Source organism: Pseudomonas sp. GW823-FHT01D03, assembly GCF_058798255.1.
Map to the genome: position 1 here is coordinate 2,011,885 of NZ_JBXAKK010000001.1, position 22,909 is coordinate 2,034,793.

The 22,909-nt window shown below is 61.1% G+C and carries 17 protein-coding genes; 9 read left to right on the forward strand and 8 right to left on the reverse strand.

Annotation, left to right across the window (positions count from 1 at the left end; genetic code table 11):
• Positions 1–45: 45 nt before the first annotated feature.
• The 3 genes from AC1RBR_RS09035 to AC1RBR_RS09045 form a co-directional block, all read right to left on the reverse strand.
• The gene (locus tag AC1RBR_RS09035; RefSeq protein WP_492563913.1) at positions 46–774 is read right to left on the reverse strand and encodes an aspartate/glutamate racemase family protein; all 729 of its coding nucleotides are present in this window, start codon (positions 772–774) and stop codon (positions 46–48) included.
• Positions 775–827: 53 nt separating this feature from the next.
• A complete protein-coding gene (locus AC1RBR_RS09040; protein WP_492563915.1) occupies positions 828–2,366 on the reverse strand; it encodes an NCS1 family nucleobase:cation symporter-1 in 1,539 nt (512 codons plus the stop codon).
• Between the two features lie 579 nt (positions 2,367–2,945).
• A complete protein-coding gene (locus AC1RBR_RS09045) occupies positions 2,946–3,680 on the reverse strand; it encodes a phosphoadenylyl-sulfate reductase (RefSeq protein ID WP_003223260.1) in 735 nt (244 codons plus the stop codon).
• Between the two features lie 163 nt (positions 3,681–3,843).
• On the opposite strand from AC1RBR_RS09045, the gene thrH reads away from it, so the two are divergent.
• Positions 3,844–4,461: a bifunctional phosphoserine phosphatase/homoserine phosphotransferase ThrH gene (gene thrH, locus AC1RBR_RS09050; protein WP_480404907.1), complete on the forward strand. Its 618-nt coding sequence runs from the start codon at positions 3,844–3,846 to the stop codon at positions 4,459–4,461.
• Between the two features lie 110 nt (positions 4,462–4,571).
• Here the strand turns inward: thrH and pabB are convergent, their stop codons facing one another.
• The 4 genes from pabB to rloA all read right to left on the reverse strand — a co-directional run bounded on the left by pabB (position 4,572) and on the right by rloA (position 9,194).
• A complete protein-coding gene (pabB, locus tag AC1RBR_RS09055) occupies positions 4,572–5,915 on the reverse strand; it encodes an aminodeoxychorismate synthase component I (RefSeq protein ID WP_492563918.1) in 1,344 nt (447 codons plus the stop codon).
• Between the two features lie 215 nt (positions 5,916–6,130).
• Positions 6,131–7,117, reverse strand: a complete 987-nt coding sequence (locus tag AC1RBR_RS09060) for an alpha-L-glutamate ligase-like protein (protein WP_204896382.1) — start codon at positions 7,115–7,117, stop codon at positions 6,131–6,133.
• Positions 7,117–8,652 (reverse strand): osmotic stress tolerance membrane protein RloB, encoded by a 1,536-nt coding sequence (gene rloB / locus AC1RBR_RS09065; RefSeq protein ID WP_007960894.1) that lies wholly within the window; start codon positions 8,650–8,652, stop codon positions 7,117–7,119. Before rloB ends, AC1RBR_RS09060 begins: the two co-directional genes overlap by 1 nt.
• 5 nt (positions 8,653–8,657) lie before the next feature.
• A complete protein-coding gene (gene rloA / locus AC1RBR_RS09070; RefSeq protein ID WP_007916436.1) occupies positions 8,658–9,194 on the reverse strand; it encodes a retropepsin-like aspartic peptidase RloA in 537 nt (178 codons plus the stop codon).
• 357 nt (positions 9,195–9,551) lie between these two features.
• On the opposite strand from rloA, the gene AC1RBR_RS09075 reads away from it, so the two are divergent.
• The 6 genes from AC1RBR_RS09075 to prpD all read left to right on the forward strand — a co-directional run bounded on the left by AC1RBR_RS09075 (position 9,552) and on the right by prpD (position 18,085).
• Complete coding sequence (locus AC1RBR_RS09075; protein WP_169432611.1) at positions 9,552–10,274, forward strand: GntR family transcriptional regulator; 723 nt, start codon at positions 9,552–9,554, stop codon at positions 10,272–10,274.
• Positions 10,271–11,164 carry a methylisocitrate lyase gene (prpB, locus tag AC1RBR_RS09080; RefSeq protein WP_095138631.1) on the forward strand — a complete coding sequence of 298 codons (894 nt, stop codon included), beginning with the start codon at positions 10,271–10,273 and terminating at the stop codon, positions 11,162–11,164. Before AC1RBR_RS09075 ends, prpB begins: the two co-directional genes overlap by 4 nt.
• Positions 11,165–11,240: 76 nt before the next feature.
• Entirely contained in the window at positions 11,241–12,368 is a 1,128-nt protein-coding gene (prpC, locus tag AC1RBR_RS09085) for a bifunctional 2-methylcitrate synthase/citrate synthase (RefSeq protein ID WP_492563921.1), read from the forward strand.
• Positions 12,369–12,574: 206 nt separating this feature from the next.
• A complete protein-coding gene (acnD, locus tag AC1RBR_RS09090; RefSeq protein WP_492563923.1) occupies positions 12,575–15,169 on the forward strand; it encodes a Fe/S-dependent 2-methylisocitrate dehydratase AcnD in 2,595 nt (864 codons plus the stop codon).
• Positions 15,170–15,223: 54 nt separating this feature from the next.
• Positions 15,224–16,414, forward strand: a complete 1,191-nt coding sequence (gene prpF / locus AC1RBR_RS09095; protein WP_492563925.1) for a 2-methylaconitate cis-trans isomerase PrpF — start codon at positions 15,224–15,226, stop codon at positions 16,412–16,414.
• Between the two features lie 186 nt (positions 16,415–16,600).
• Positions 16,601–18,085, forward strand: a complete 1,485-nt coding sequence (prpD, locus tag AC1RBR_RS09100; RefSeq protein ID WP_492563927.1) for a 2-methylcitrate dehydratase — start codon at positions 16,601–16,603, stop codon at positions 18,083–18,085.
• A 204-nt stretch (positions 18,086–18,289) separates the two neighbouring features.
• On the opposite strand, the gene ppsR is transcribed toward prpD, so the two are convergent.
• Positions 18,290–19,108 carry a posphoenolpyruvate synthetase regulatory kinase/phosphorylase PpsR gene (ppsR, locus tag AC1RBR_RS09105; protein WP_007960912.1) on the reverse strand — a complete coding sequence of 273 codons (819 nt, stop codon included), beginning with the start codon at positions 19,106–19,108 and terminating at the stop codon, positions 18,290–18,292.
• A gap of 174 nt (positions 19,109–19,282) precedes the next feature.
• Between ppsR and ppsA the strand changes: the two genes are divergently transcribed.
• Together ppsA and AC1RBR_RS09115 are read left to right on the forward strand one after the other, a co-directional pair.
• Complete coding sequence (ppsA, locus tag AC1RBR_RS09110) at positions 19,283–21,658, forward strand: phosphoenolpyruvate synthase (protein ID WP_492563929.1); 2,376 nt, start codon at positions 19,283–19,285, stop codon at positions 21,656–21,658.
• A gap of 186 nt (positions 21,659–21,844) precedes the next feature.
• Positions 21,845–22,834, forward strand: a complete 990-nt coding sequence (locus AC1RBR_RS09115; RefSeq protein WP_492563930.1) for an alpha/beta fold hydrolase — start codon at positions 21,845–21,847, stop codon at positions 22,832–22,834.
• Positions 22,835–22,909: the final 75 nt, after the last annotated feature.

Here is a 22,909-nt window from a genome sequence, read left to right on the forward strand (position 1 = left end):
ATCCAATGTAGGAGTGAGCCTGCTTGCGAAGAACGATAACGCGGTCTACCGGGCAAACCGCTCCGCCCAGCCAATGATCTGCTTCGGCCGCGGCGTCGCATAAGTCCGCACCTTGGACGTCGACAACCCCAGTCGCACCAGCGATTCAGCAATGGTCACCGCCGCCGTCACGCCATCCACCACCGGCACCCCGGTGCGGCGACGAATCTGTTCATCCAGCCCGGCCATGCCGCCGCAACCCAGGCAAATCACCTCCGCCTTGTCCTGAGTCACCGCCAGTTCCGCTTGTTGCACGATGGCTTCCAGTGCGCGCTGTGGTTCGTGCTCCAACTCCAGCACCGCAAGACCACTGGCCCGCACCGAGGCACAGCGATCCCACAGGCCCGAGAGTTTCAGCCGGTCCTCGATCAGCGGCACGGTGCGGTCCAGCGTGGTCACCACCGAATAGGCGTGACCGAGGAACATCGCGGTACTGGCAGCCGCGTCGGTGATGTCCACCACCGGCACGTTGAGCAGTTCCTGCAATCCTTCGCGGCCGTGTTCGCCGTAACCGGCCTGAATCACCGCGTCGAACGGTTGATCGTAGGACATCACCCGGTCCATCACGGCGATGGCCGCCAGGTAACTTTCGAAATTGCCTTCCACCGAGTCGGCGCCGAAGAACGGCGTCAGGCCGACGATTTCCGTGCCGGGAGACGCGACGGCCTGCGCCGAGCGGGCGATGGCGTGGGTGATGGATTCGGTGGTGTTGACGTTGACCACAAGAATACGCATGGGAAGTCCTTATTGCGGGCAGTTCAGCGGCCCAAATCCGGGCCGCGAGGAAGTTAATGGCAGACGTTGTCCACGGCGATCGATTCGCCACTGACGTCGGCGTAGTGCGGCTGACGTTTGGCGATGATCAGGTAGAGCATCGCGGCAATGCCGGCGCCCACCAGCCAGGAGAACGGCGAGATGCTGTGGAAACCCGGTACCAGCGCCAGGACGATGGCGATCAACGCCGCCGGAATGAACGCCGCCACGGCGCGGAAATTCACCCCACGGCTGTAGTAATAAGCGCCGTTGGGATCTTCGCTGTACAGCTGCGGGACGTTGATCCGGCCTCTGCGGATCAGCCAGTAGTCGACCATGATCACCCCGTACAACGGGCCGAGCAGGGCGCCGAGGCCGGACAGGAAGTAAACGATCACCAGCGGACTGTTGTAGAGATTCCACGGCAGGATCAGCACGGCGATGGTCGCGCTGATCAGCCCGGCGCGGCGGAAGGTCAGGTACTTCGGCGCCAGGTTGCTGAGGACGAAGGCCGGGGCGACGAAGTTGGCCATGATGTTCACTGCTACGGTAACGATCAGGAATGCCAGGCAACCGAGTACCAGAAAGAACGTGTTGGGAATCGAGGCGATGATTTCGGTCGGGCTTTCGATGATCCGCCCGTTGATCTGGAATTGCGCACCGCAGAGCAGGACGGTGATGGCGGCGAACACCAGAATGTTCACCGGCAGGCCCCAGAAATTGCCGACCTTGATGGTCTTGCGGCACGGCGAGGAGCGGGCGAAGTCGCAGAAATTGAGGATCAGCGTGCCGTAGATCGCCAGCCACAAGGCGCCGCCGGCAAAGATGTTGCGCCACATCTCGCCACCGCTCAGCGGTTCGCGGATTGACCAGGCAATCGTCGCGTTGGCCTGGGTGTACATCCACACGGCGAGGGCGGCGACGGTCAGCAGAATCACCGGCCCGGCAAACGCTTCGTAACGGCGGACCATTTCCATGCCGTAGGCGAGGATCGCCAGTTGCACGAACCAGATCGCCACGAAACACACCCAGCCCAGCGTCGACAGGCCGAGGATCGAGTTGTGGTCGTAATCGGCGAAACCGGGATGAATCGCCGTCAGCAGCACACGAAATACCACCGACGCCAGATACGTCTGAATGCCGAACCAGGCGATGGCGATCACCGCGCGAATCAACGCCGGAATCTGCGCACCGTGGATGCCGAAACTGATCCGGCTGATCACCGGAAACGGCACCCCGGTTTTCTGCCCCATGTAGCCGGACAGGTTCATGAAGAAGTACACCAGTGCCGCGCCGATCCCCAGCGACAGCAGAATCTGCCAGCCGCCCAGGCCCAGCGCATACAGACCGATGGCGAACGAGTAGTTGGCGATGTTGTGCACATCGTTGGTCCACAGGGCAAAAATACTGTATTTGCCCCAGCGCCGACCTTCGGCGCGGGTCGGTGCCAGGTCGCGGTTGTGCAGGCGCGGGCTCAGTTGTAACGGTTGAGCCAGACCCGCGTCGGGCAATGGTTGGTCGAGTGCAGAGGCGGGCAGATTCAGCGCGATGTTACTGGAGAGACTTGTACGCATTCCGGCAGGCTCCTGATGGGCGGGGCCGCGATGACTGTGCATGAGCGGTGAGGCTCGACAAATCTTCGTCGCGGCCAGCAGACATCACTGGTTACGGGGCATCTGCAGCCTGTACGGGATAGGGCGCTTCAGGCTTGCGGATCGAAAGTGTGGATTGATGTTTTGCAGTTTTGTATACAAAACATGTATGCACCAAAGCCAGATCTGTGCCAGTCAGCGATCTATGCAGCGCTGTGCTCATTTCGAAAAGTTATCGATGAGCGCTAAGTGCCTGAAAAACAGTGGTTATAAATTGACCGATTGAACAGGTATTTATTTTTTGCGAGGGATTTTGCGCAGGTGGCAGAGTGCAGGGAATTCAGCAGGGATGTAACTTTTCAGGGCGTGAAAGCAAAAAGTGCACACATAAATGGCACCGATGGTGACATTCGTGTGTACACATTTTTAATGGCGCCACGAAGCAAATGTGGGAGCGGGCTTGCTCGCGAAGGCGTCTTCCCAGTCAACAATTCGCTGACTGACAGACCGCTTTCGCGAGCAAGCCCGCTCCCACAGGGGGGGACATCATTGGGGCGAGATTTACGCCTTGCTGATGATATTCCCCGCATGCAGCCCGCACTCTTTCTGCGTCGCTTCTTCCCACCACCAGCGGCCTTCGCGCTCGTGCTGGTTCGGCAGCACCGGGCGGGTGCACGGTTCGCAGCCGATGCTGATGAAGCCGCGCTCGTGCAGGCTGTTGTACGGCAGTTCGAGCATGCGGATGTAGCCCCAGATCTCTTCGCTGGTCATCTGCGCCAGCGGGTTGAACTTGTACAGCGTGCGCTCGGGCGTGGAGAACGCGGTGTCGATCTCCAGCACCGCCACGGCGCTGCGGGTGCCCGGGCTCTGGTCGCGGCGCTGGCCGGTGGCCCAGGCTTTGACGCCGGACAGTTTGCGGCGCAGCGGTTCGATCTTGCGGATGCCGCAGCATTCGCCATGGCCGTCCTTGTAGAAGCTGAACAAGCCTTTTTCCTTCACGAACGGTTCGAGTTTCGTGTAGTCCGGCGACACCAGTTCGATATCGATCTTGTAGTGCTCGCGCACCTGATCGATGAAGCGATAGGTCTCCGGGTGCAGGCGGCCGGTGTCGAGGCTGAACACCTTGACGTTTTTGTTCAGCTTCCAGGCCATGTCCACCAGCACCACATCCTCGGCACCACTGAAAGAGATCCACAGCTCGTCACCGAACTCGGCGAACGCGAGTTTCAGGATGTCCTGGGCGGATTTGTTGGCATAGGTCGTGGCGAGTTCCACGACATCGAACGTTGGGCTCATCAGGGCGGCTTCCTACAGGTCGGTGGCGCTGGGCGCTCTATATGGCGGCGATGTTAACAAAAAGCGGCGGGATAGGGGGCGCCCGCTGCGTTGCGCGGTGGCGGGGGAGTCGCTAGAGTTCGGGCTCGCTCGACTCAATAATCACTACAAACGGGAGTGTCTTGTGGAAATTGCTTGCCTGGATCTTGAAGGGGTACTGGTGCCGGAAATCTGGATCGCCTTCGCCGAAAAAACCGGAATCGAATCCCTCAAGGCCACCACCCGGGACATTCCCGATTACGACGTGTTGATGCAGCAGCGCCTGCGCATCCTCGACGAGCACGGCCTGAAGCTCTCGGACATTCAGGAAGTGATTGCCACGCTCAAGCCGCTGGACGGCGCGGTGGAGTTCGTCGACTGGCTGCGTGAGCGCTTCCAGGTGGTTATTCTCTCGGACACCTTTTACGAGTTCTCCCAGCCGCTGATGCGGCAGTTGGGCTTCCCGACTTTGCTTTGCCACCGCCTGATCACCGACGACAGCGGGCGAGTGACCGGCTATCAATTGCGTCAGAAAGACCCCAAGCGTCAGTCGGTGCTGGCGTTCAAGAGCTTGTACTACCGGGTGATTGCGGCGGGGGATTCGTATAACGACACGAGCATGCTCGGCGAGGCGGACGCGGGGATTCTGTTCCATGCGCCGGACAACGTGATTCGCGAGTTCCCGCAGTTTCCGGCGGTGCATACGTTTGCCGAGTTGAAGCAGGAATTCCTCAAGGCCTCGAACCGGGATTTGAGTTTGTAATTACAACATTGTGGCGAGGGAGCTTGCTCCCGCTCGGCTGCGCAGCAGTCGTAAGATTTTGGGGGAGCGCTTCGCACTCCAGCGGGAGCAAGCTCCCTCGCCACAAAAAGTTATAGGTTTTGCAGGGTTTCGAGGAGGATTCTGACTTTGGTAATCGACTCCTGATACTCCGCCTGCCAGTCCGAATCCGCCACGATCCCGCCACCACCCCAGCAGCACACCTGCCCATCCTTGACCAACAGACTGCGAATCGCGATGGAGCTGTCCATCTCGCCGCGTACGTCCAGGTACAGCAACGAACCGCAATACAACCCGCGCCGGGTCGGCTCCAGTTCGTCGATGATCTGCATCGCGCGAATCTTCGGTGCGCCGGTGATCGAGCCACCGGGGAAGCTGCCAGCGATCAGGTCGAGGGCGTCGCGGTCATCCGCCAGTTCACCGGTCACGCTGCTGACCAGGTGATGCACATTGGGATAGCTTTCCAGGCTGAACAGCTCCGGCACCCGCACCGAGCCGATGCGGCAGGTGCGGCCGAGGTCGTTGCGCAGCAGGTCGACGATCATCAGGTTTTCCGCGCGATCCTTGGGGCTGGCCAGCAGTTCGGCGGCGTTGGCGGCGTCTTCGGCAGGCGTCAGGCCACGGGGGCGGGTGCCCTTGATCGGGCGGGTTTCCACCTGGCGCTGGCTGACTTTGACGAAGCGCTCCGGCGACAGGCTCAGCACCGCGTCGCCGTCGGGCAGGCTCTGGAAACCGGAAAACGGTGTCGGGCAGGCCTCGCGCAACGCGCAATAGGCCAGCCACGGATCGCCCTGACAGGTTGCGCGGAAACGCTGGGCGAAGTTGACCTGATAGCAGTCGCCGGCCTGGATGTATTGATGAATGCGTTCCAGCGCCTGGCGATAGTCATCGGCCGACAGATCTGCGGTCATCGGCGTGTCCAGCTTGAACGGCGTCAGCGGCGCTGAAGTCGGTTGGCTAAACAGCGCGATCAGCCGTTGCCGCTCGCTGTCGGCCAGCGACGGGTGAAACACCAATTGACTGGTGGCGGTCTGGTGATCGCTGATCAGCGCCCAATCGTAGAGGCCGAACCGTGCGTCGGGCAGTTGCAAATCGTCCCGGGCCTGGCTCGGCAGATTCTCGAGATGTCGGCCGAAGTCGTAGCTCAGATAGCCGATCAGGCCGCCAGCGAAGGGCAGGTCATATTCGCCAGGCAGCTGCGCTTCGCCCAGGCGGGTCAGGTTATTGCGCAGGCGTTGCAGGAAAACGCTGCCGCTTTCGTCGGGCAACACCGCCAGCTGTTCCAGCGGCCAGGCGCTGAGCAGGTCATAACGGCCACGGTCGGCACTTGGCCGGCCGCTGTCGAGCAGCACAGCGCCGGGCGCATGGCGGATGGCCGCGAAGTAATCGGCGGGGTTGGCGTGGTAGGGCAGCGGGTGTACGGAACAGGTCAACATGGGCGGGGCAGATCGGCCATTGAGGCGGGGTGGGGATTGTAGTCCTCTGCGGGAGTTGCTCCTAGAGGGGATGTCGGGGATGAGCAGATTGGGGGCAGGGTTGAGTCTTGTAGTGGCGGTAAGTCCGCTATCGCGAGCAGGCTCACTCCTACAATTTGGAATGCGTTCCCCTGTAGGAGTGAGCCTGCTCGCGATAGCCGCGCCTCAGTGCTGGATCAGCCCTCAACCGCCGGAATATGCCCAAACATTTCCTGAGTAAACGCCACCCGTTCCTCGACCGACTCCGTCACCCCGCGTGCCTTCAGCTCTTCCAGATGCGCCTCGACCGCATGCGTACGCAGGGTCAGCCCGCAATCGTTGGCAATCTGGATATTCAGCCCCGGCCGCGCGTTCAGCTCGAGAATCAGCGGGCCTTTCTCCTGGTCGAGCACCATGTCCACACCGATGTAACCCAGGCCGCACAGCTCGTAGCAGCCGGCGGCGAGCTTCATGAAACCGTCCCAGTAGGGCAGTTGCACGCCGTCCACCGCGTTGGTGGTGTCGGGGTGTTTGGTGATGATGTTGTTCAGCCAGGTGCCGCGCAGGGTCAGGCCGGTGGCGAGGTCGACACCGACGCCGATGGCACCCTGGTGCAGGTTGGCCTTGCCGCCGGACTGACGGGTCGGCAGGCGCAACATGGCCATTACCGGGTAGCCCATCAGCACGATGATGCGGATGTCCGGCACGCCTTCGTAGCTGATGCTTTTGAAGATCTGGTCGGGGGTCACCCGGTATTCGATCAGCGCGCGGTCGCGGTGACCGCCCAGCGAATACAGGCCCGTGAGGATGCTGGAAATGTGGTGCTCCAGCTCTTCGTGGGCGAGGATCTTGCCCGAGACCGTACGGTAGCGGCCCTCGAAGCGGTCGGCGATGACGATGATGCCGTCACCGCCGGCGCCCTGGGCCGGTTTGATCACGAAGTCGTTGCGCCCGCCGATGATCGCGTCGAGCTTGTCGATTTCCTTCTCCGTGGAGATCACGCCGTACAGCTCCGGCACATGAATGCCGGCCTCGATCGCGCGCTCCTTGGTGATGATCTTGTCATCGACGATCGGGTACAGGCTGCGCTTGTTGTACTTGAGCACGTAGTCGGCGTTACGCCGATTGATGCCCATGATGCCCCGCGCCTCCAGAGCCTTCCAGGTCTTCCAGAAACCGAACATCAGGCGTCAGCCTTCTTCAGGAAAGCCTTGAAGCGCACCAGTTCCGTCAGGCGGTAGCCGCGATAGCGACCCATCGCCAGCATGAAGCCAACCAGAATCAGCAGGATCGCCGGGAAAGTGAACACGAAGTACACCAGCTCCGGCACGGTCATGATCAGGTGCGCCAGGGACGCCGCGAACAGCGTACCGATCGCCACTTTCATGGCATGGCTGGCACCGCGTTCTTCCCAAGTGATCGACAGGCGTTCGATGGTCATGGTCAGAATCACCATCGGGAACAGCGCCACCGACAAACCGCGCTCCAGGCCAAGCTTGTGGCTGAACAGACTGATGGCGGCAATCAGCACCACCACGAAGGTCAACACTACCGAAAGGCGCGGCAGCATTTGCAGCTTCAGATGTTCCAGATACGAGCGTAATGACAGGCCCAGCGCGGTGATCACGGTAAACAGCAGGATGCCGAAGCCCAGTTGCGTTTCGCGGAAGGCCAGGGCGATCAGCACCGGGGTAAAGGTGCCGAGGGTCTGCAGGCCGATCAGGTTGCGCAGGATCAGGATCACCAGCACGCCGATCGGGATCATCACCATGATCATGAAGGTCTGCTGGGTCTGCAGCGGCAGGCCGTAGAGCGAGTATTCGAGGAAGTTGGCGTCGGTGTTTTCGTCGGTCAGCTTGGCCAGACGAATCGCGTTCATCTCGCTGTTGTTCAGGCTGAAGGTCACGTTGGCTTTCTTCGCGCCCTCGATGGTGATCAGGTTTTCATCACCGGTCCACCACAGCAGGCGGTCGGTCGGCAGGCCTTGCTCGCCGGTTTCCGGGTTGAAGTACAGCCAGTCGTTGCCATTGAAACTGCGCAGCCACAGTTCCGGGGTTTGCGGCTGATCGGCGACGAGGCGGATGGTGTGGACTTTTTCTACCGGCACGTGAGCGATGGACAGCAGCAGTTCGACGATCTTCGCCTTGTGCGGCGTCGACGGGTCGCCGGCCAGCAGCAGTTTGACGTTGTCATCGTTGGCGTTGTTGACGCGTTTGATCGCTTCGCCGATGAAGGTTTCGACGTCGGCCGAGTGCTGGCGGATCGGCGCGAGCAGGGCTTCGGCGGCGATCTTTTCCGGGCCTTCGATGGCGATGCTGTCGCGGAAGGTCGGGCCTTTGATCTTGGATTTTTCCGCGGTGTAGCGCTTGGTCAGCACCAGACGGTAATAAAGGGTCTGGTTGCCCTTGGCCCGGCGCGCGGACCAGGTGACCTTGCGGTTGCCGTCGACGCGGTTGACCGCCACACCGTAGTTATTGGAGATAAAGCTTTCGTTGAGGCTGACGTAATCGCGGCTCAGGGGCGGCACGAACATCTGGACTTTCACCGGGTCCTTGGTGCTGGCGACGAACTCGACTTTGGCGTCGATGTTCCACAGGTCGTCGGTGGCGTCTTCGGTCACCGGGATGCCGAGCACGAAAATCTGATAGGCCGTAACCGAAACGCCCAGGAGCACCAGAATGGTGATCAGGATTTTCAGGTGGAAGGTTAGAGAACGCATGGAAATTACTCGGCGGTATGAGCGGCGATGGTGCAGGCGGGTTTGCCGGCAGCGTATTTAAGACTGGGGTCGACCAGCGCGTCGAAGCGTTTCAGCGCTTCGGAGCCGATCAAAAGCGGGTATTGGAACGCACTACGGTCGGTCAGGTTCACTTCGATGCTGCGCAATGCCGAACCCATGCAGATATCCAGTTCGATCACCGGGCGCGCGGTGTACTTTTTACCTTCTTCCGGGTCGTAGTCGCCGGCACGGCGCTTGATCTTGCTGACCCGGGCCAGCGGTCGTTCGATCGGGTGTGAATGCGCGGCGTCGATTGCCAGGTAGAAACGCACCCAGGACTCACCATTGCGTTTGAAGCGTTTGATGTCGCGGGCACTCAGCGAGGCGGTTTTGGCGCCGGTGTCGAGTTTGGCCGCGACTTCCAGATTGATGCCGTCAAGCGATGCATATTCGTTGAGGCCGTACACGGTTTTTTCCCCCGCCGCGGCGAGGCCGGGCAGGCAAAACAGAGCAAAAAATGTGGGGAAGGGCTTGAGTCTCATAAATCCTGGTGCGCAGCGTTCCGTTTTCGGTTCAGGTTCCTGGCAAAACTTGCGCAAGTCCCTTCGTGTGCCTATCAGCTTTTTATGACAAGCCGTACAAATGGCCAGCAAATGCGGGCGGCATTCTAGCACGGTGGGTTTATGGCGCCAGCGCTGGGGCCTGTCTATAAAAGATCAAAAGATCGCAGCCTGCGGCAGCTCCTGCACTGGATTCGCGTACACCCTGTAGGAGCTGCCGAAGGCTGCGATCCTTTCGGGTTATTAGACGATTGTCGACAATGTCTATTTATCCTTTGACTGGTGCGGGTTAATTGGCTAGTTTTTGCCGCATTGGATTTAAAGGTGTCGACAATCATGCTGGATCAACTCGATCCCCCGGTCATCAGCGGCGACGATTCCGAGACGCTCTCGGAAAACGTCTTCCGGCGCATTCAGGCGGCCATCGTCAAAGGTGAGATCGCCCCGGGCAGCAAGATCTCCGAGCCAGAGCTGGCGCGCACCTACGGCATCAGCCGCGGGCCGCTGCGCGAAGCCATTCATCGGCTCGAAGGCCAACGGCTGCTGGTGCGCGTACCGCATGTCGGCGCGCGGGTGGTGTCGCTCAGCCATGCCGAATTGCTCGAGCTCTACGAAATCCGCGAATCCCTCGAAGGCATGGCTTGCCGTCTGGCGGCCGAGCGCATGAGCGTTGAAGAAATCGACGAACTGCGCCGGGTGCTGGAAACCCATGAGCGCGACGCGGCGTTCCAGGCTGGCGTCGGCTATTACCAGCAGGAAGGCGATTTCGACTTTCACTACCGGATCATCCAGGGCAGCGGCAACCGCACCCTGACCCAGATGCTCTGCGGCGAGCTGTATCAACTGGTGCGCATGTACCGCATCCAGTTTTCCACCACGCCCAACCGGCCACGCCAGGCCTTCGCCGAACACCACCGGATTCTCGATGCCATCGCCGACCGTGACGGCGAGCTCGCGGAATTGTTGATGCGCCGTCACATCGGCGCCTCGAAACGCAACATCGCCCGTCACTACCAGGACGGCGCCGACAATAAGACAGCCACTGAACGAGGTGAGTCATGAGTTCCAAGCACAACACTCCAGGCCAGCGTTTCCGCGATGCGGTCGCCAGCGAGCATCCCTTGCAGGTGGTCGGCGCGATCAACGCCAACCACGCGCTGCTGGCCAAGCGTGCCGGTTTCAAGGCGATCTACCTGTCCGGTGGCGGGGTGGCCGCAGGCTCGCTCGGCGTGCCGGACCTGGGCATCACCGGCCTGGATGATGTGCTGACTGACGTGCGGCGCATCACCGACGTTTGCGACCTGCCGTTGCTGGTGGACGTCGACACCGGTTTCGGTTCGTCGGCGTTCAACGTGGCGCGCACTGTAAAGTCGATGATCAAGTTTGGCGCGGCGGCGATTCACATCGAGGATCAGGTCGGCGCCAAGCGCTGCGGCCATCGTCCGAACAAGGAAATCGTCAGCCAGCAGGAAATGGTCGACCGGATCAAGGCCGCAGTCGATGCCCGTACCGACGACAGCTTCGTGATCATGGCGCGGACTGACGCGCTGGCGGTGGAAGGTCTGGAATCAGCGCTTGATCGCGCCGCCGCGTGCATCGAGGCCGGCGCCGACATGATCTTCCCGGAAGCCATCACCGAGCTTGAGATGTACAAGCTGTTCGCCAACCGGGTGAAGGCGCCGATCCTCGCCAACATCACCGAGTTCGGCGCGACGCCGCTGTACACCACCGAGCAGCTTGCGGGGGCGGATGTGTCGCTGGTGCTGTACCCGCTGTCGGCGTTCCGCGCGATGAACAAGGCAGCGGAAAACGTCTACACCGCGATCCGCCGCGACGGCACCCAGCAGAACGTCATCGACACCATGCAGACGCGCATGGAGCTTTACGATCGCATCGACTACCACACCTTCGAGCAGAAGCTCGATGCGTTGTTTGCACAGAAGAAAGGCTGAACAAGATCCCCTGTGGGAGCGAGCCAGCCCGCTCCCACACGTTTCCCCTACAAATTCAAGAAAATTGGAGACAGCAATGGCCGAAGCAAAAGTACTCAGTGGCGCCGGGCTCCGTGGCCAGGTTGCCGGGCAAACCGCTCTGTCCACCGTGGGCCAGGCCGGTGCCGGGCTGACTTATCGCGGTTACGACGTGCGTGAACTGGCGGCAGACGCGCAGTTCGAAGAGGCGGCGTACCTGTTGCTGTACGGCGAACTGCCGACCCAGGCACAACTCGACGCTTACCAGCAAAAGCTGAGCAAGCTGCGCGACCTGCCGCAAGCACTGAAAGAAGTGCTCGAACGCATCCCCGCCGACGCCCACCCGATGGACGTGATGCGCACCGGTTGCTCGTTCCTCGGCAACATCGAGCCGGAGAAAGACTTCTCCGAACAGCGCGACAAGACCGACCGCCTGCTCGCCGCGTTCCCGGCGATCATGTGCTACTGGTATCGCTTCAGCCACGACGGCAAACGCATCAACTGCGTCAGCGACGAGCCATCGATCGGCGGCCACTTCCTGCACTTGTTGCACGACAAGAAGCCGAGCGAACTGCACGTCAAAGTGATGAACGTGTCGCTGATCCTCTACGCCGAACACGAATTCAACGCCTCGACTTTCACCGCTCGCGTTTGCGCATCGACCCTGTCCGACCTGTATTCCTGCGTCACCGCAGCGATCGGTTCGTTGCGTGGCCCGCTGCATGGTGGCGCCAACGAGGCGGCAATGGAAATGATCGAGCGCTTCTCGTCGCCGCAAGAGGCGATCAAAGGCACCCTCGGCATGCTCGAGCGCAAGGACAAGATCATGGGCTTCGGCCACGCGATCTATAAGGACAGCGATCCGCGCAACGAGGTGATCAAGGGCTGGTCGAAAAAACTTGCCGACGAAGTCGGTGACAAGGTGTTGTTCGCGGTTTCCGAAGCCATCGACAAGACCATGTGGGAGCAGAAAAAGCTGTTCCCCAACGCCGACTTCTACCATGCCTCGGCGTACCACTTCATGGGCATCCCGACCAAGCTGTTCACGCCGATCTTCGTCTGCTCGCGCCTGACCGGCTGGGCCGCGCACGTGTTCGAACAGCGCGCCAACAACCGCATCATCCGTCCAAGCGCCGAGTACGTCGGCGTCGAACAGCGCAAGTTCGTGCCAATCGAACGTCGCTGAATGGTGGGCCTGCCACACGGGTAACTGGATAAACCGGGAGCCAATGTGGGAGCGGGCTTGTTCGCGAATGCGGTGTATCAGTCGACAAATCCGTTGAATGACACTCTGCATTCGGGAGCAAGCCCCCTCCCACAATTGACCGAGTCCACTTCAGTGCCGGTGTCTGACCCACCCTTTGAAACTACCGTGACCCGAGTCCTGACCCGATGAACACAGAATTCCGCAAAAACCTGCCCGGCAGTTCCCTGGATTATTTCGACGTCCGTGCGGCGGTCGAAGCGATTCAGCCCGGCAGCTATGACACCCTGCCGTACACCTCCCGCGTGCTGGCGGAAAACCTCGTGCGTCGCTGCGACCCGGCCACGCTCACCGATTCCCTCAAGCAACTGATCGAACGCAAACGCGACCTCGACTTCCCGTGGTTCCCGGCGCGTGTGGTGTGCCACGACATTCTCGGCCAGACCGCGCTGGTCGACCTTGCAGGCCTGCGTGACGCGATTGCCCAGCAGGGCGGTGACCCGGCGCAGGTCAACCCGGTGGTGCCGACGCAACTGATCGTCGACCACTCGCTGGCGGTGGAAGCGGGCGGTTTCGACAAGCAGGCGTTCGAGAAGAACCGCGCCATCGAAGACCGGCGCAACGAAGACCGTTTCCACTTCATCAACTGGACCAAAAAGGCCTTCAAGAACGTCGACGTGATCCCTCCGGGCAACGGCATCATGCACCAGATCAACCTGGAGAAAATGTCTCCGGTGATCCAGGTGCGCGACGGCGTGGCATTCCCTGATACCTGCGTCGGCACCGACAGCCACACCCCGCACGTCGATGCGCTGGGCGTGATCGCCATCGGCGTTGGCGGTCTCGAAGCCGAGAGCGTGATGCTCGGCCGCGCCTCGTGGATGCGCCTGCCGGAAAGCGTCGGCGTCGAACTGACCGGCAAGCTGCAACCGGGCATCACCGCCACCGACATGGTGCTGGCACTGACCGAATACTTGCGCAAACAGAAAGTCGTCGGCGCCTGGCTGGAGTTCTTCGGCGAAGGTGCTTCGGCGCTGACCCTCGGCGACCGCGCGACCATCTCCAACATGGCCCCGGAATACGGCGCCACCGCTGCGATGTTCTACATCGACCAGCAGACCATCGACTACCTGAAACTCACCGGTCGCGAAGACCAGCAAGTGCAACTGGTCGAGCAGTACGCCAAACTCAACGGCCTGTGGGCCGACAGCCTGAAAGGCGCGCAATACGAGCGTGGCCTGAGCTTCGATCTGTCGTCGGTGGTGCGCAACATGGCCGGCCCGAGCAACCCGCACGCCCGTGTCGCGGTAGCGGATCTGGCGGCCAAAGGCATCTCCGGGCAGTGGGATGATGTGCCGGGGCAAATGCCTGACGGCGCAGTGATCATTGCCGCCATCACCAGTTGCACCAACACCAGCAACCCGCGCAACGTGATCGCCGCCGGCCTCTTGGCGCGCAATGCCAACAAGCTTGGCCTGACCCGCAAGCCGTGGGTCAAATCCTCGCTGGCGCCGGGTTCGAAAACCGTGGCGCTGTACCTTGACGAAGCGGGGCTGACCACGGAGCTGGAGCAACTCGGTTTCGGCGTCGTCGCGTTTGCCTGCACCACCTGCAACGGCATGTCCGGCGCCCTCGATCCGGTGATCCAGCAAGAGATCATCGACCGCGATCTGTATGCGACTGCCGTGCTCTCCGGCAACCGCAACTTCGACGGCCGCATCCACCCGTACGCCAAACAGGCGTTCCTCGCGTCGCCGCCGCTGGTGGTCGCTTACGCCATCGCCGGGACCATTCGTTTCGACATCGAGAAAGATGTGTTGGGTGTGGTCGACGGCAAGGAAATCCGCCTGAAAGACATCTGGCCGAGCGATGAAGAAATCGACGCGGTGGTGAAGTCTTCGGTCAAGCCGGAGCAGTTCCGGCAGGTCTACATTCCGATGTTCGCCATCCACGAAGACACCGGCCCGAAAGTCACGCCGCTGTACGACTGGCGCGAGATGAGCACTTACATCCGCCGTCCGCCGTACTGGGAAGGCGCACTGGCCGGCGCCCGTCCGCTGAAGGGCATGCGCCCGCTGGCGGTGCTGCCGGACAACATCACCACCGATCACCTGTCGCCCTCCAACGCGATCATGCTCGATAGCGCCGCCGGCGAATATCTGGCGAAAATGGGCCTGCCGGAAGAGGACTTCAACTCGTACGCCACGCACCGCGGCGACCACCTGACCGCGCAGCGCGCGACCTTCGCCAACCCGAAGCTGTTCAACGAGATGGTTCAGGAAAACGGCAAGGTCAAACAGGGTTCGCTGGCCCGCGTCGAGCCGGAAGGCAAAGTCATGCGCATGTGGGAAGCCATCGAAACCTACATGGAGCGCAAGCAGCCGTTGATCATCATTGCCGGTGCCGACTACGGTCAGGGTTCGTCCCGCGACTGGGCGGCGAAGGGCGTGCGTCTGGCAGGTGTCGAAGCGATCGTCGCCGAAGGTTTCGAGCGCATCCACCGCACCAACCTGGTGGGCATGGGCGTATTGCCGCTGGAGTTCAAGCTGGGCACGGACCGTCACACGCTGGCCATCGACGGCAGCGAAACCTACGACGTGATCGGCGAGCGCAAACCGCGCGCGGACCTGACGCTGGTGATCCATCGCCAGAACGGCGAGCGGGTTGATGTGCCGGTGACCTGCCGTCTGGATACTGCTGAAGAAGTGTCGATCTACGAGGCCGGCGGCGTGTTGCAACGCTTTGCTCAGGACTTCCTTGAAGAGTCGGCGGTTGCCGTTTAAATCAACTGATGCGGGCATGGGATTTTAAGTCCCATGCTTTCGGTAAGGAGCAATATGGCTCACGCACCACAAATCAAAATCCCCGCCACCTACATGCGCGGCGGCACCAGCAAAGGCGTGTTCTTCAGCCTCAAGGATCTGCCCGAAGCCGCGCAGATTCCCGGCCCGGCCCGCGATGCCTTGCTGCTGCGAGTGATCGGCAGCCCCGACCCGTACGACAAGCAGATCGACGGCATGGGCGGCGCCACCTCGAGCACCAGCAAAACCGTGATCCTGTCGAAAAGCATCAAGGCTGATCACGACGTCGATTACCTGTTCGGTCAGGTCTCCATCGACAAGCCGTTCGTCGACTGGAGCGGCAACTGCGGCAACCTCTCGGCAGCGGTCGGTTCATTCGCCATCAGCAACGGTCTGGTGGAGGCCAGCCGCATTCCGCACAACGGTGTCGCGGTGGTGCGCGTGTGGCAGGCCAACATCGGCAAGACCATCATCGCCCACGTGCCGATCACCAACGGCGAAGTGCAGGAAACCGGTGATTTCGAACTCGACGGCGTGACCTTTCCGGCCGCCGAAGTGCAGGTCGAATTCATCGATCCGGCGGCGGAAGAAGAGGGCGGCGGCGGTTCGATGTTCCCCACCGGCAACCTGATTGATGAGCTGGAGGTGCCGGGTGTCGGCACGTTCCAGGCGACCATGATCAACGCCGGGATCCCGACGATTTTCGTCAACGCCGCAGACATCGGCTACATCGGAACCGAGCTGCAAGGCGCGATCAACAGCGACCCGAAAGCGTTGCAGATGTTCGAAACCATCCGCGCCTACGGTGCATTGCGCATGGGTCTGATTTCCAATCTGGACGAAGCGGCCAAGCGACAGCACACGCCGAAAGTCGCGTTCGTCGCCAGACCTGCGGATTATGTGGCGTCCAGCGGCAAGGCGATTGCTGCCGGCGATGTGGATTTGCTGGTACGCGCGCTATCGATGGGCAAATTGCACCACGCGATGATGGGCACGGCGGCGGTGGCGATTGGCACGGCGGCGGCGATTTCCGGGACTCTGGTGAATCTCGCAGCAGGCGGTGTCGAGCGCAACGCTGTGCGCTTCGGCCATCCTTCCGGAACCTTGCGCGTGGGCGCCGAAGCCAGCCTGGAAAACGATGAGTGGGTGGTGAGGAAAGCCATCATGAGCCGCAGTGCGCGGGTGTTGATGGAAGGCTACGTGCGCATCCCCGGCGACTCCTTCTGACCCAACACCGAACAACACTGTGGGAGCGGGCTTGCTCGCGAAGGCGTAGTGTCAGTCGACATTTTCGCTGGCTGACACACCGCCTTCGCGAGCAAGCCCGCTCCCACAGGGGATTGCATTTCAAATATAAGAAAATCCGCCTGAACCGAGGTCCCATCAACGAACCACTGCCAGAGTGAATCGAACATGAGCGCCAACGTCGACCTGAACAACCGCCCCGACTACGACCGTGTCCTGCAGGACATCGCCGATCACGTCCTCACCTACGAGATCGAATCTGCCGAAGCCCTCGACACCGCCCGCAACTGCCTGATGGATACCCTCGGCTGTGGCCTGCTGGCGCTGCGCTTCCCCGAGTGCACAAAGCATCTTGGCCCAATCGTCGAGGGCACCGTCGTGCCGTTCGGCGCTCGGGTCCCCGGCACGTCCTATCGTCTCGACCCGGTGAAAGCCGCGTGGGATATCGGCTGTATCGTGCGCTGGCTGGATTACAACGACACCTGGCTCGCCGCCGAGTGGGGGCATCCGTCGGACAACCTCGGCGGTATTCTCGCGGTGGCCGATCATCTGTCGCAGAAGCGTATCGCCAACGGCGAGGCACCGCTGACAATGCGCGACGTGCTCGAAGCGATGATCATGGCCCACGAGATTCAAGGTGTGATCGCCCTGGAAAACTCCTTCAACCGCGTCGGCCTCGACCATGTTCTGCTGGTGAAAGTCGCCTCGACTGCGGTCACTGCCAAACTGATGGGTGCCAATCGCGAGCAACTGCTGTCGGCGTTGTCCCATGCCTTCGCCGATGGTCAGGCGCTGCGCACCTATCGCCATGCGCCGAACGCCGGGTCGCGCAAGTCCTGGGCGGCGGGGGATGCGACCAGTCGCGGTGTTCGTCTGGCCGACATCGCCCTGCGTGGCGAGATGGGTATTCCCGGAGTGTTGACGGCCAAACAGTGGGGCTTCTACGACGTGTCGTTCAGCCACACCAACAACGATCTGGCGCTAAAACCCGAGGGAAAGCGCGCCTTCAGCTTCTCGCGGCCCTACGGCAGTTACGTGATGGAAAACGTGCTGTTCAAGATCAGCTTTCCCGCCGAGTTTCATGCGCAGACGGCCTGCGAAGCGGCGGTGACCTTGCATCCGTTGGTGCGCAATCGACTGCATGAAATCGATCGCATCGTCATCACCACCCACGAGTCGGCGATTCGCATCATTTCCAAGGTCGGGCCGCTGGCCAACGCTGCCGACCGCGACCACTGCATTCAGTACATGACAGCCGTCCCGCTGGCGTTCGGCAATCTGATAGCCGAACAGTACGAGGACGACTTCCATGCCGCGCACCCGATCATCGATGTGCTGCGCGAGAAGATGGTCATCGTTGAAGACCCGCGTTTCACCCGCGAATACCTGGAGGCCGACAAGCGTTCGATTGCCAACGCGGTGCAGGTGTTTTTCAAGGATGGTTCGAGCACCGAGAACGTGGTGGTCGAATACCCGATCGGCCATCGGCGCCGCCGGGTTGAAGGCATTCCATTGCTGGAGGACAAGTTCAAGGCCAATCTGCTGACACGATTCACCGGGCAGCGTAGTCGCGAGATCTTCGCGTTGTGCAAGGATCAGGTGCAGCTTGAGGCGACTCCCGTGAATCGTTTCATTGACCTGTTTGTCATCTGACAAAGCAAGCGCTGAAGGCCAAATGCAGGCATGAGCCTGCTCGCCATAGCAGTGTGTCAGACAACATCAATGCTGGAGGTGCCGCCGCCTTCGCGAGCAAGCCCGCTCCCACAGGGTTTCAGAGTGTTCATGCATGTTGTGCCAGGCACAAAACCTTGTGGGAGCGGGCTTGCTCGCGAAGGCGTCGGATCAGACACCACGAATTTATTTGAAACGCCGCTCGACGCCTTTCTCCACCAGAATCTTCGCCGAAATCTCTTCCACCGAAAAATGCGTGGAGTTGATGTGCGGGATGTTCTCGCGGCGGAACAGGTTTTCCACTTCGCGCACTTCGAATTCGCACTGGGCGTAGCTCGAATAGCGGCTGTTGGGCTTGCGCTCGTTGCGGATTGCGGTGAGGCGATCGGGGTCGATGGTCAGGCCGAACAGCTTGTGCTGATGGGCGCGCAGGGCGGTCGGCAGGGTCAGGCGCTCCATGTCGTCTTCGGTCAGCGGGTAGTTGGCCGCGCGGATGCCGAACTGCATCGCCATGTACAGACACGTCGGCGTCTTACCACAACGCGACACGCCCACTAGTATCAGATCGGCCTTGTCGTAATAGTGGGTGCGCGCGCCGTCATCGTTGTCGAGGGCGAAGTTCACCGCCTCGATGCGCTCCATGTAATTGGAGTTGTGCCCGATCGAGTGGGACTTGCCGACGGTGTAGGAAGAATGCTCGGTCAGTTCCTGTTCGAGCGGGGCGAGGAAGGTCGAGAAAATGTCGATCATGAAACCATTGGACGTTGCGAGAATCTCACGGATGTCCTGATTGACGATGGTGTCGAAGATGATCGGGCGGAAGCCGTCGGTTTCAGCGGCTTTGTTGATTTGTTGTACCATGGCCCGCGCTTTGTCCGCGTTGTCGATATACGGCCGCGTGAGCTTGGTGAAGGTAATGTTTTCGAACTGCGCCAGAAGGCTTTGACCCAGGGTTTCGGCGGTAATGCCGGTGCCATCGGAGATAAAGAAAGCAGATCGTTTCATTTGCACCTTGGGCCTTAAGCTAATGAGCATTCTTGGATATGATAGGCGCGATTTGCCGGCCGCCATTGGCCCGCATTCTCACTTATTTTCCAGGTCCAGGCCATACAGCCGGCCAACGCTCCCCCGAGCCGCCGGTTTCTGAGCTTTTCCAACACAGTTAGTGGAGAGATCACCTTGGTAGAGTACGTAGTTTCCCTCGATAAGCTCGGCAAACACGATGTTGAGCATGTGGGGGGCAAGAACGCATCCCTGGGCGAGATGATCAGTAACCTGGCAGGCGCCGGTGTTTCGGTCCCCGGCGGCTTCGCCACGACGGCTCAGGCCTATCGTGATTTCCTCGAGCTGAGCGGCCTCAACGACCAGATCCACAAGGCTCTCGACGCCCTGGACGTCGATGATGTCAACGCACTGGCCAAGACCGGTGCGCAGATCCGTCAATGGATCATGGACGCCGAATTCCCTGAAAAACTCAATGCCGAGATCCGCACCGCGTTCGCCACGCTGTCGGCCGGTAACCCTGACGTGGCCGTGGCCGTGCGTTCTTCCGCCACCGCCGAAGACTTGCCGGATGCTTCGTTCGCCGGCCAGCAGGAAACCTTCCTGAACATCCGTGGTGTGGAAAACGTTATCCGCGCCGCCAAAGAAGTATTCGCTTCGCTGTTCAACGACCGGGCGATTTCCTACCGCGTGCACCAGGGCTTCGACCACAAACTGGTCGCCCTGTCGGCCGGCGTGCAGCGCATGGTGCGTTCGGAAACCGGTACCGCCGGCGTGATGTTCACCCTCGATACCGAATCCGGTTTCCGTGACGTGGTGTTCATCACCGGCGCCTACGGTCTGGGCGAAACCGTCGTACAAGGCGCGGTCAACCCGGATGAATTCTACGTACACAAAGGCACCCTGGACGCTGGTCGTCCGGCAATCCTGCGCCGCAACCTGGGCAGCAAAGCCATCAAGATGATCTATGGCGACGAGGCCAAGGCCGGTCGTTCGGTGAAGACTGTCGATGTCGACAAGGCCGAACGCGCGCGCTTCTGCCTGACCGACGCCGAAGTCAGCGAGCTGGCCAAGCAGGCGATGATCATCGAGAAGCACTACGGCTGCCCGATGGATATCGAGTGGGCCAAGGACGGCGACGACGGCAAGCTGTACATCGTGCAGGCCCGTCCGGAAACCGTGAAGAGCCGCACCCAGGCCAACGTCATGGAACGTTACCTGTTGAAAGAAACCGGCACCGTGCTGGTGGAAGGTCGTGCCATCGGCCAGCGCATCGGCGCCGGTAAAGTGCGGATCATCAAAGACGTCTCGGAAATGGACAAAGTCCAGGCCGGCGACGTACTGGTCTCCGACATGACCGACCCGGACTGGGAACCGGTGATGAAGCGCGCCAGCGCCATCGTCACCAACCGTGGTGGCCGTACCTGCCACGCGGCGATCATCGCCCGTGAATTGGGGATTCCAGCGGTCGTGGGTTGCGGCAACGCCACCCAACTGCTGAAAGATGGCCAGGGCGTGACCGTGTCCTGCGCCGAAGGCGACACCGGTTACATCTTTGAAGGCGAACTGGGCTTCGACGTCAAGAAGAACTCCGTGGACGCCATGCCGGAGCTGCCGTTCAAGATCATGATGAACGTCGGCAACCCGGACCGCGCCTTCGACTTCGCGCAGCTGCCGAACGCCGGTGTCGGCCTGGCCCGTCTGGAATTCATCATCAACCGCATGATCGGCGTACACCCGAAAGCGCTGTTGAACTACGACGGCCTGCCGCAGGAAATCAAGGACAGCGTCGACAAGCGCATCGCCGGTTACAATGATCCGGTCGGCTTCTACGTCGAAAAACTGGTGGAAGGCATCAGCACCCTCGCTGCAGCGTTCTGGCCGAAGAAGGTCATCGTGCGTCTGTCGGACTTCAAGTCCAACGAATACGCCAACCTCATCGGCGGCAAGCTGTACGAGCCGGAAGAAGAAAACCCGATGCTCGGCTTCCGTGGCGCTTCGCGTTACATCAGCGAATCGTTCCGTGACTGCTTCGAACTCGAATGCCGCGCGCTGAAGCGTGTGCGCAACGAGATGGGCCTGACCAACGTTGAAATCATGGTGCCGTTCGTCCGTACCCTCGGCGAAGCCAGCCAAGTGGTCGATCTGCTCGCCGAAAACGGCCTGGCCCGTGGCGACAACGGCCTGCGCGTGATCATGATGTGCGAACTGCCATCCAACGCGATTCTCGCCGAAGAATTCCTCGAATTCTTCGACGGCTTCTCGATCGGTTCCAACGACCTGACCCAGTTGACCCTGGGCCTGGACCGTGACTCCGGGATCATCGCGCACCTGTTCGACGAGCGTAATCCGGCGGTGAAGAAGCTGCTGGCCAACGCGATTGCCGCGTGCAACAAGGCCGGCAAGTACATCGGCATCTGCGGTCAGGGCCCTTCGGACCACCCGGATCTGGCCAAATGGCTGATGGAGCAGGGCATCGAAAGCGTGTCGCTGAACCCGGACTCCGTGCTGGAAACCTGGTTCTTCCTTGCTGAAGGTCAGGCGCAGGCGTAATCAGTATGTGAACGGCCATCCTCCTCTGTGGGAGCGGGCTTGCTCGCGAAGACGGAATAAGATCCGCCACAAATGTTGGCTGATACACCGCTTTCGCGAGCAAGCCCGCTCCCACAAAGGTCGGGGGCTTTGAGATTGAAGTAGGGCGGGCTCTCCGGATGCCGCCCTTTTTTGTGCAAGAGCATTATGCAAAGCAGCAGCAACCTGTTTCCTGTCGCCCTGATCAGCGCCGAACGTCGCGGTGATCTGAGCGAAGACGTGTATCGACTCAAACCCGGCAACAGTCCCGACTGGTCCGTGGAAATCGCCGTGACCCGCCTGGGTATGGCCGACAACACGACACCACGCGGCGTGCCGGTGATTTTGCTGCACGGCAGCTTTTCCAACCGGCGTTTCTGGTTTTCCCCCAAATGCCTCGGGCTGGGCGCGTACCTGACGCGCCTGGGCTTCGACGTGTGGATCCCGGAGATGCGCGGTCATGGCCTGTCGCAGCGCAATGAGGACTACCGGCGCAACCGTGTGGCCGACTACGCCCGGTACGATCTGCCGGCGATTGCCGCGTTCGTGCGCGAGCAGAGCGGGCAGGTGCCACACTGGATCGGCCATTCGCTGGGCGGCATTACCCTGGCGGCGGCGCTGGGTGGCGAATACCTTGGCGAGCCAGCCGTGGCTTCCGCGGCGTTTTTCGGCACGCAGGTCAGTCGCACGTACTGGCCGCTGAAGATCCCACCGGTGGAGTGGAGCGGGCGCTTCATTCTCAAGCGTTTCGCGCAATTGTCCGGCTCACGCCTCAAGCGCGGCCCGGAAGACGAGCCGATCGGGCTGGCGCTGGAAAGCATGCGCTGGTATGGCTTGTTCGGGCGGTTTGGCGACAAGGACAAGGATTGGTGGGCAGGGCTTGCCGAGGTTCAGCTGCCAGTATTGGCCGTGACGGCGTCGGGCGATCATCAGGATCCGGCGTGGGCCTGCCGCAAACTGTTCGAGCAGATCGGCTCCGAGCACAAGCAGTTCATCAATCTGGGACGCGAGCAGGGCTTCAGCGACAACTTCGGGCATGTCGAGATGCTGGTGAGCAAAGCTGCGCAGGCCGAGGTCTGGCCGCTGGTGGCGCGCTGGCTGAACGATCAGCAGACGCCGTTGCTCGGCGGCAAGCCCGATCTTGCCGCTGCGGTCTGAGCCCGGGGCTCTGAAAAGGGCATTTCGTTCGGGTCGGCTTGCGGCTAAGATATGACGCATTGTGCGATTCTGGTC

Excerpts from the sequence above, each read along its gene's own strand:
- AC1RBR_RS09040 (WP_492563915.1), bottom strand. The coding sequence starts at position 2,366 with ATGCGTACAAGTCTCTCCAGTAACATCGCGCTGAATCTGCCCGCCTCT.
- prpD (WP_492563927.1), top strand. The coding sequence starts at position 16,601 with ATGAGCGCCAACGTCGACCTGAACAACCGCCCCGACTACGACCGTGTC.
- AC1RBR_RS09035 (WP_492563913.1), bottom strand. The coding sequence starts at position 774 with ATGCGTATTCTTGTGGTCAACGTCAACACCACCGAATCCATCACCCAC.
- AC1RBR_RS09060 (WP_204896382.1), bottom strand. The coding sequence starts at position 7,117 with ATGTTCGGTTTCTGGAAGACCTGGAAGGCTCTGGAGGCGCGGGGCATC.
- rloA (WP_007916436.1), bottom strand. The coding sequence starts at position 9,194 with ATGAGACTCAAGCCCTTCCCCACATTTTTTGCTCTGTTTTGCCTGCCC.
- AC1RBR_RS09045 (WP_003223260.1), bottom strand. The coding sequence starts at position 3,680 with ATGAGCCCAACGTTCGATGTCGTGGAACTCGCCACGACCTATGCCAAC.
- pabB (WP_492563918.1), bottom strand. The coding sequence starts at position 5,915 with ATGTTGACCTGTTCCGTACACCCGCTGCCCTACCACGCCAACCCCGCC.
- ppsR (WP_007960912.1), bottom strand. The coding sequence starts at position 19,108 with ATGAAACGATCTGCTTTCTTTATCTCCGATGGCACCGGCATTACCGCC.
- prpC (WP_492563921.1), top strand. The coding sequence starts at position 11,241 with ATGGCCGAAGCAAAAGTACTCAGTGGCGCCGGGCTCCGTGGCCAGGTT.
- acnD (WP_492563923.1), top strand. The coding sequence starts at position 12,575 with ATGAACACAGAATTCCGCAAAAACCTGCCCGGCAGTTCCCTGGATTAT.
- prpF (WP_492563925.1), top strand. The coding sequence starts at position 15,224 with ATGGCTCACGCACCACAAATCAAAATCCCCGCCACCTACATGCGCGGC.
- AC1RBR_RS09115 (WP_492563930.1), top strand. The coding sequence starts at position 21,845 with ATGCAAAGCAGCAGCAACCTGTTTCCTGTCGCCCTGATCAGCGCCGAA.
- rloB (WP_007960894.1), bottom strand. The coding sequence starts at position 8,652 with ATGCGTTCTCTAACCTTCCACCTGAAAATCCTGATCACCATTCTGGTG.
- prpB (WP_095138631.1), top strand. The coding sequence starts at position 10,271 with ATGAGTTCCAAGCACAACACTCCAGGCCAGCGTTTCCGCGATGCGGTC.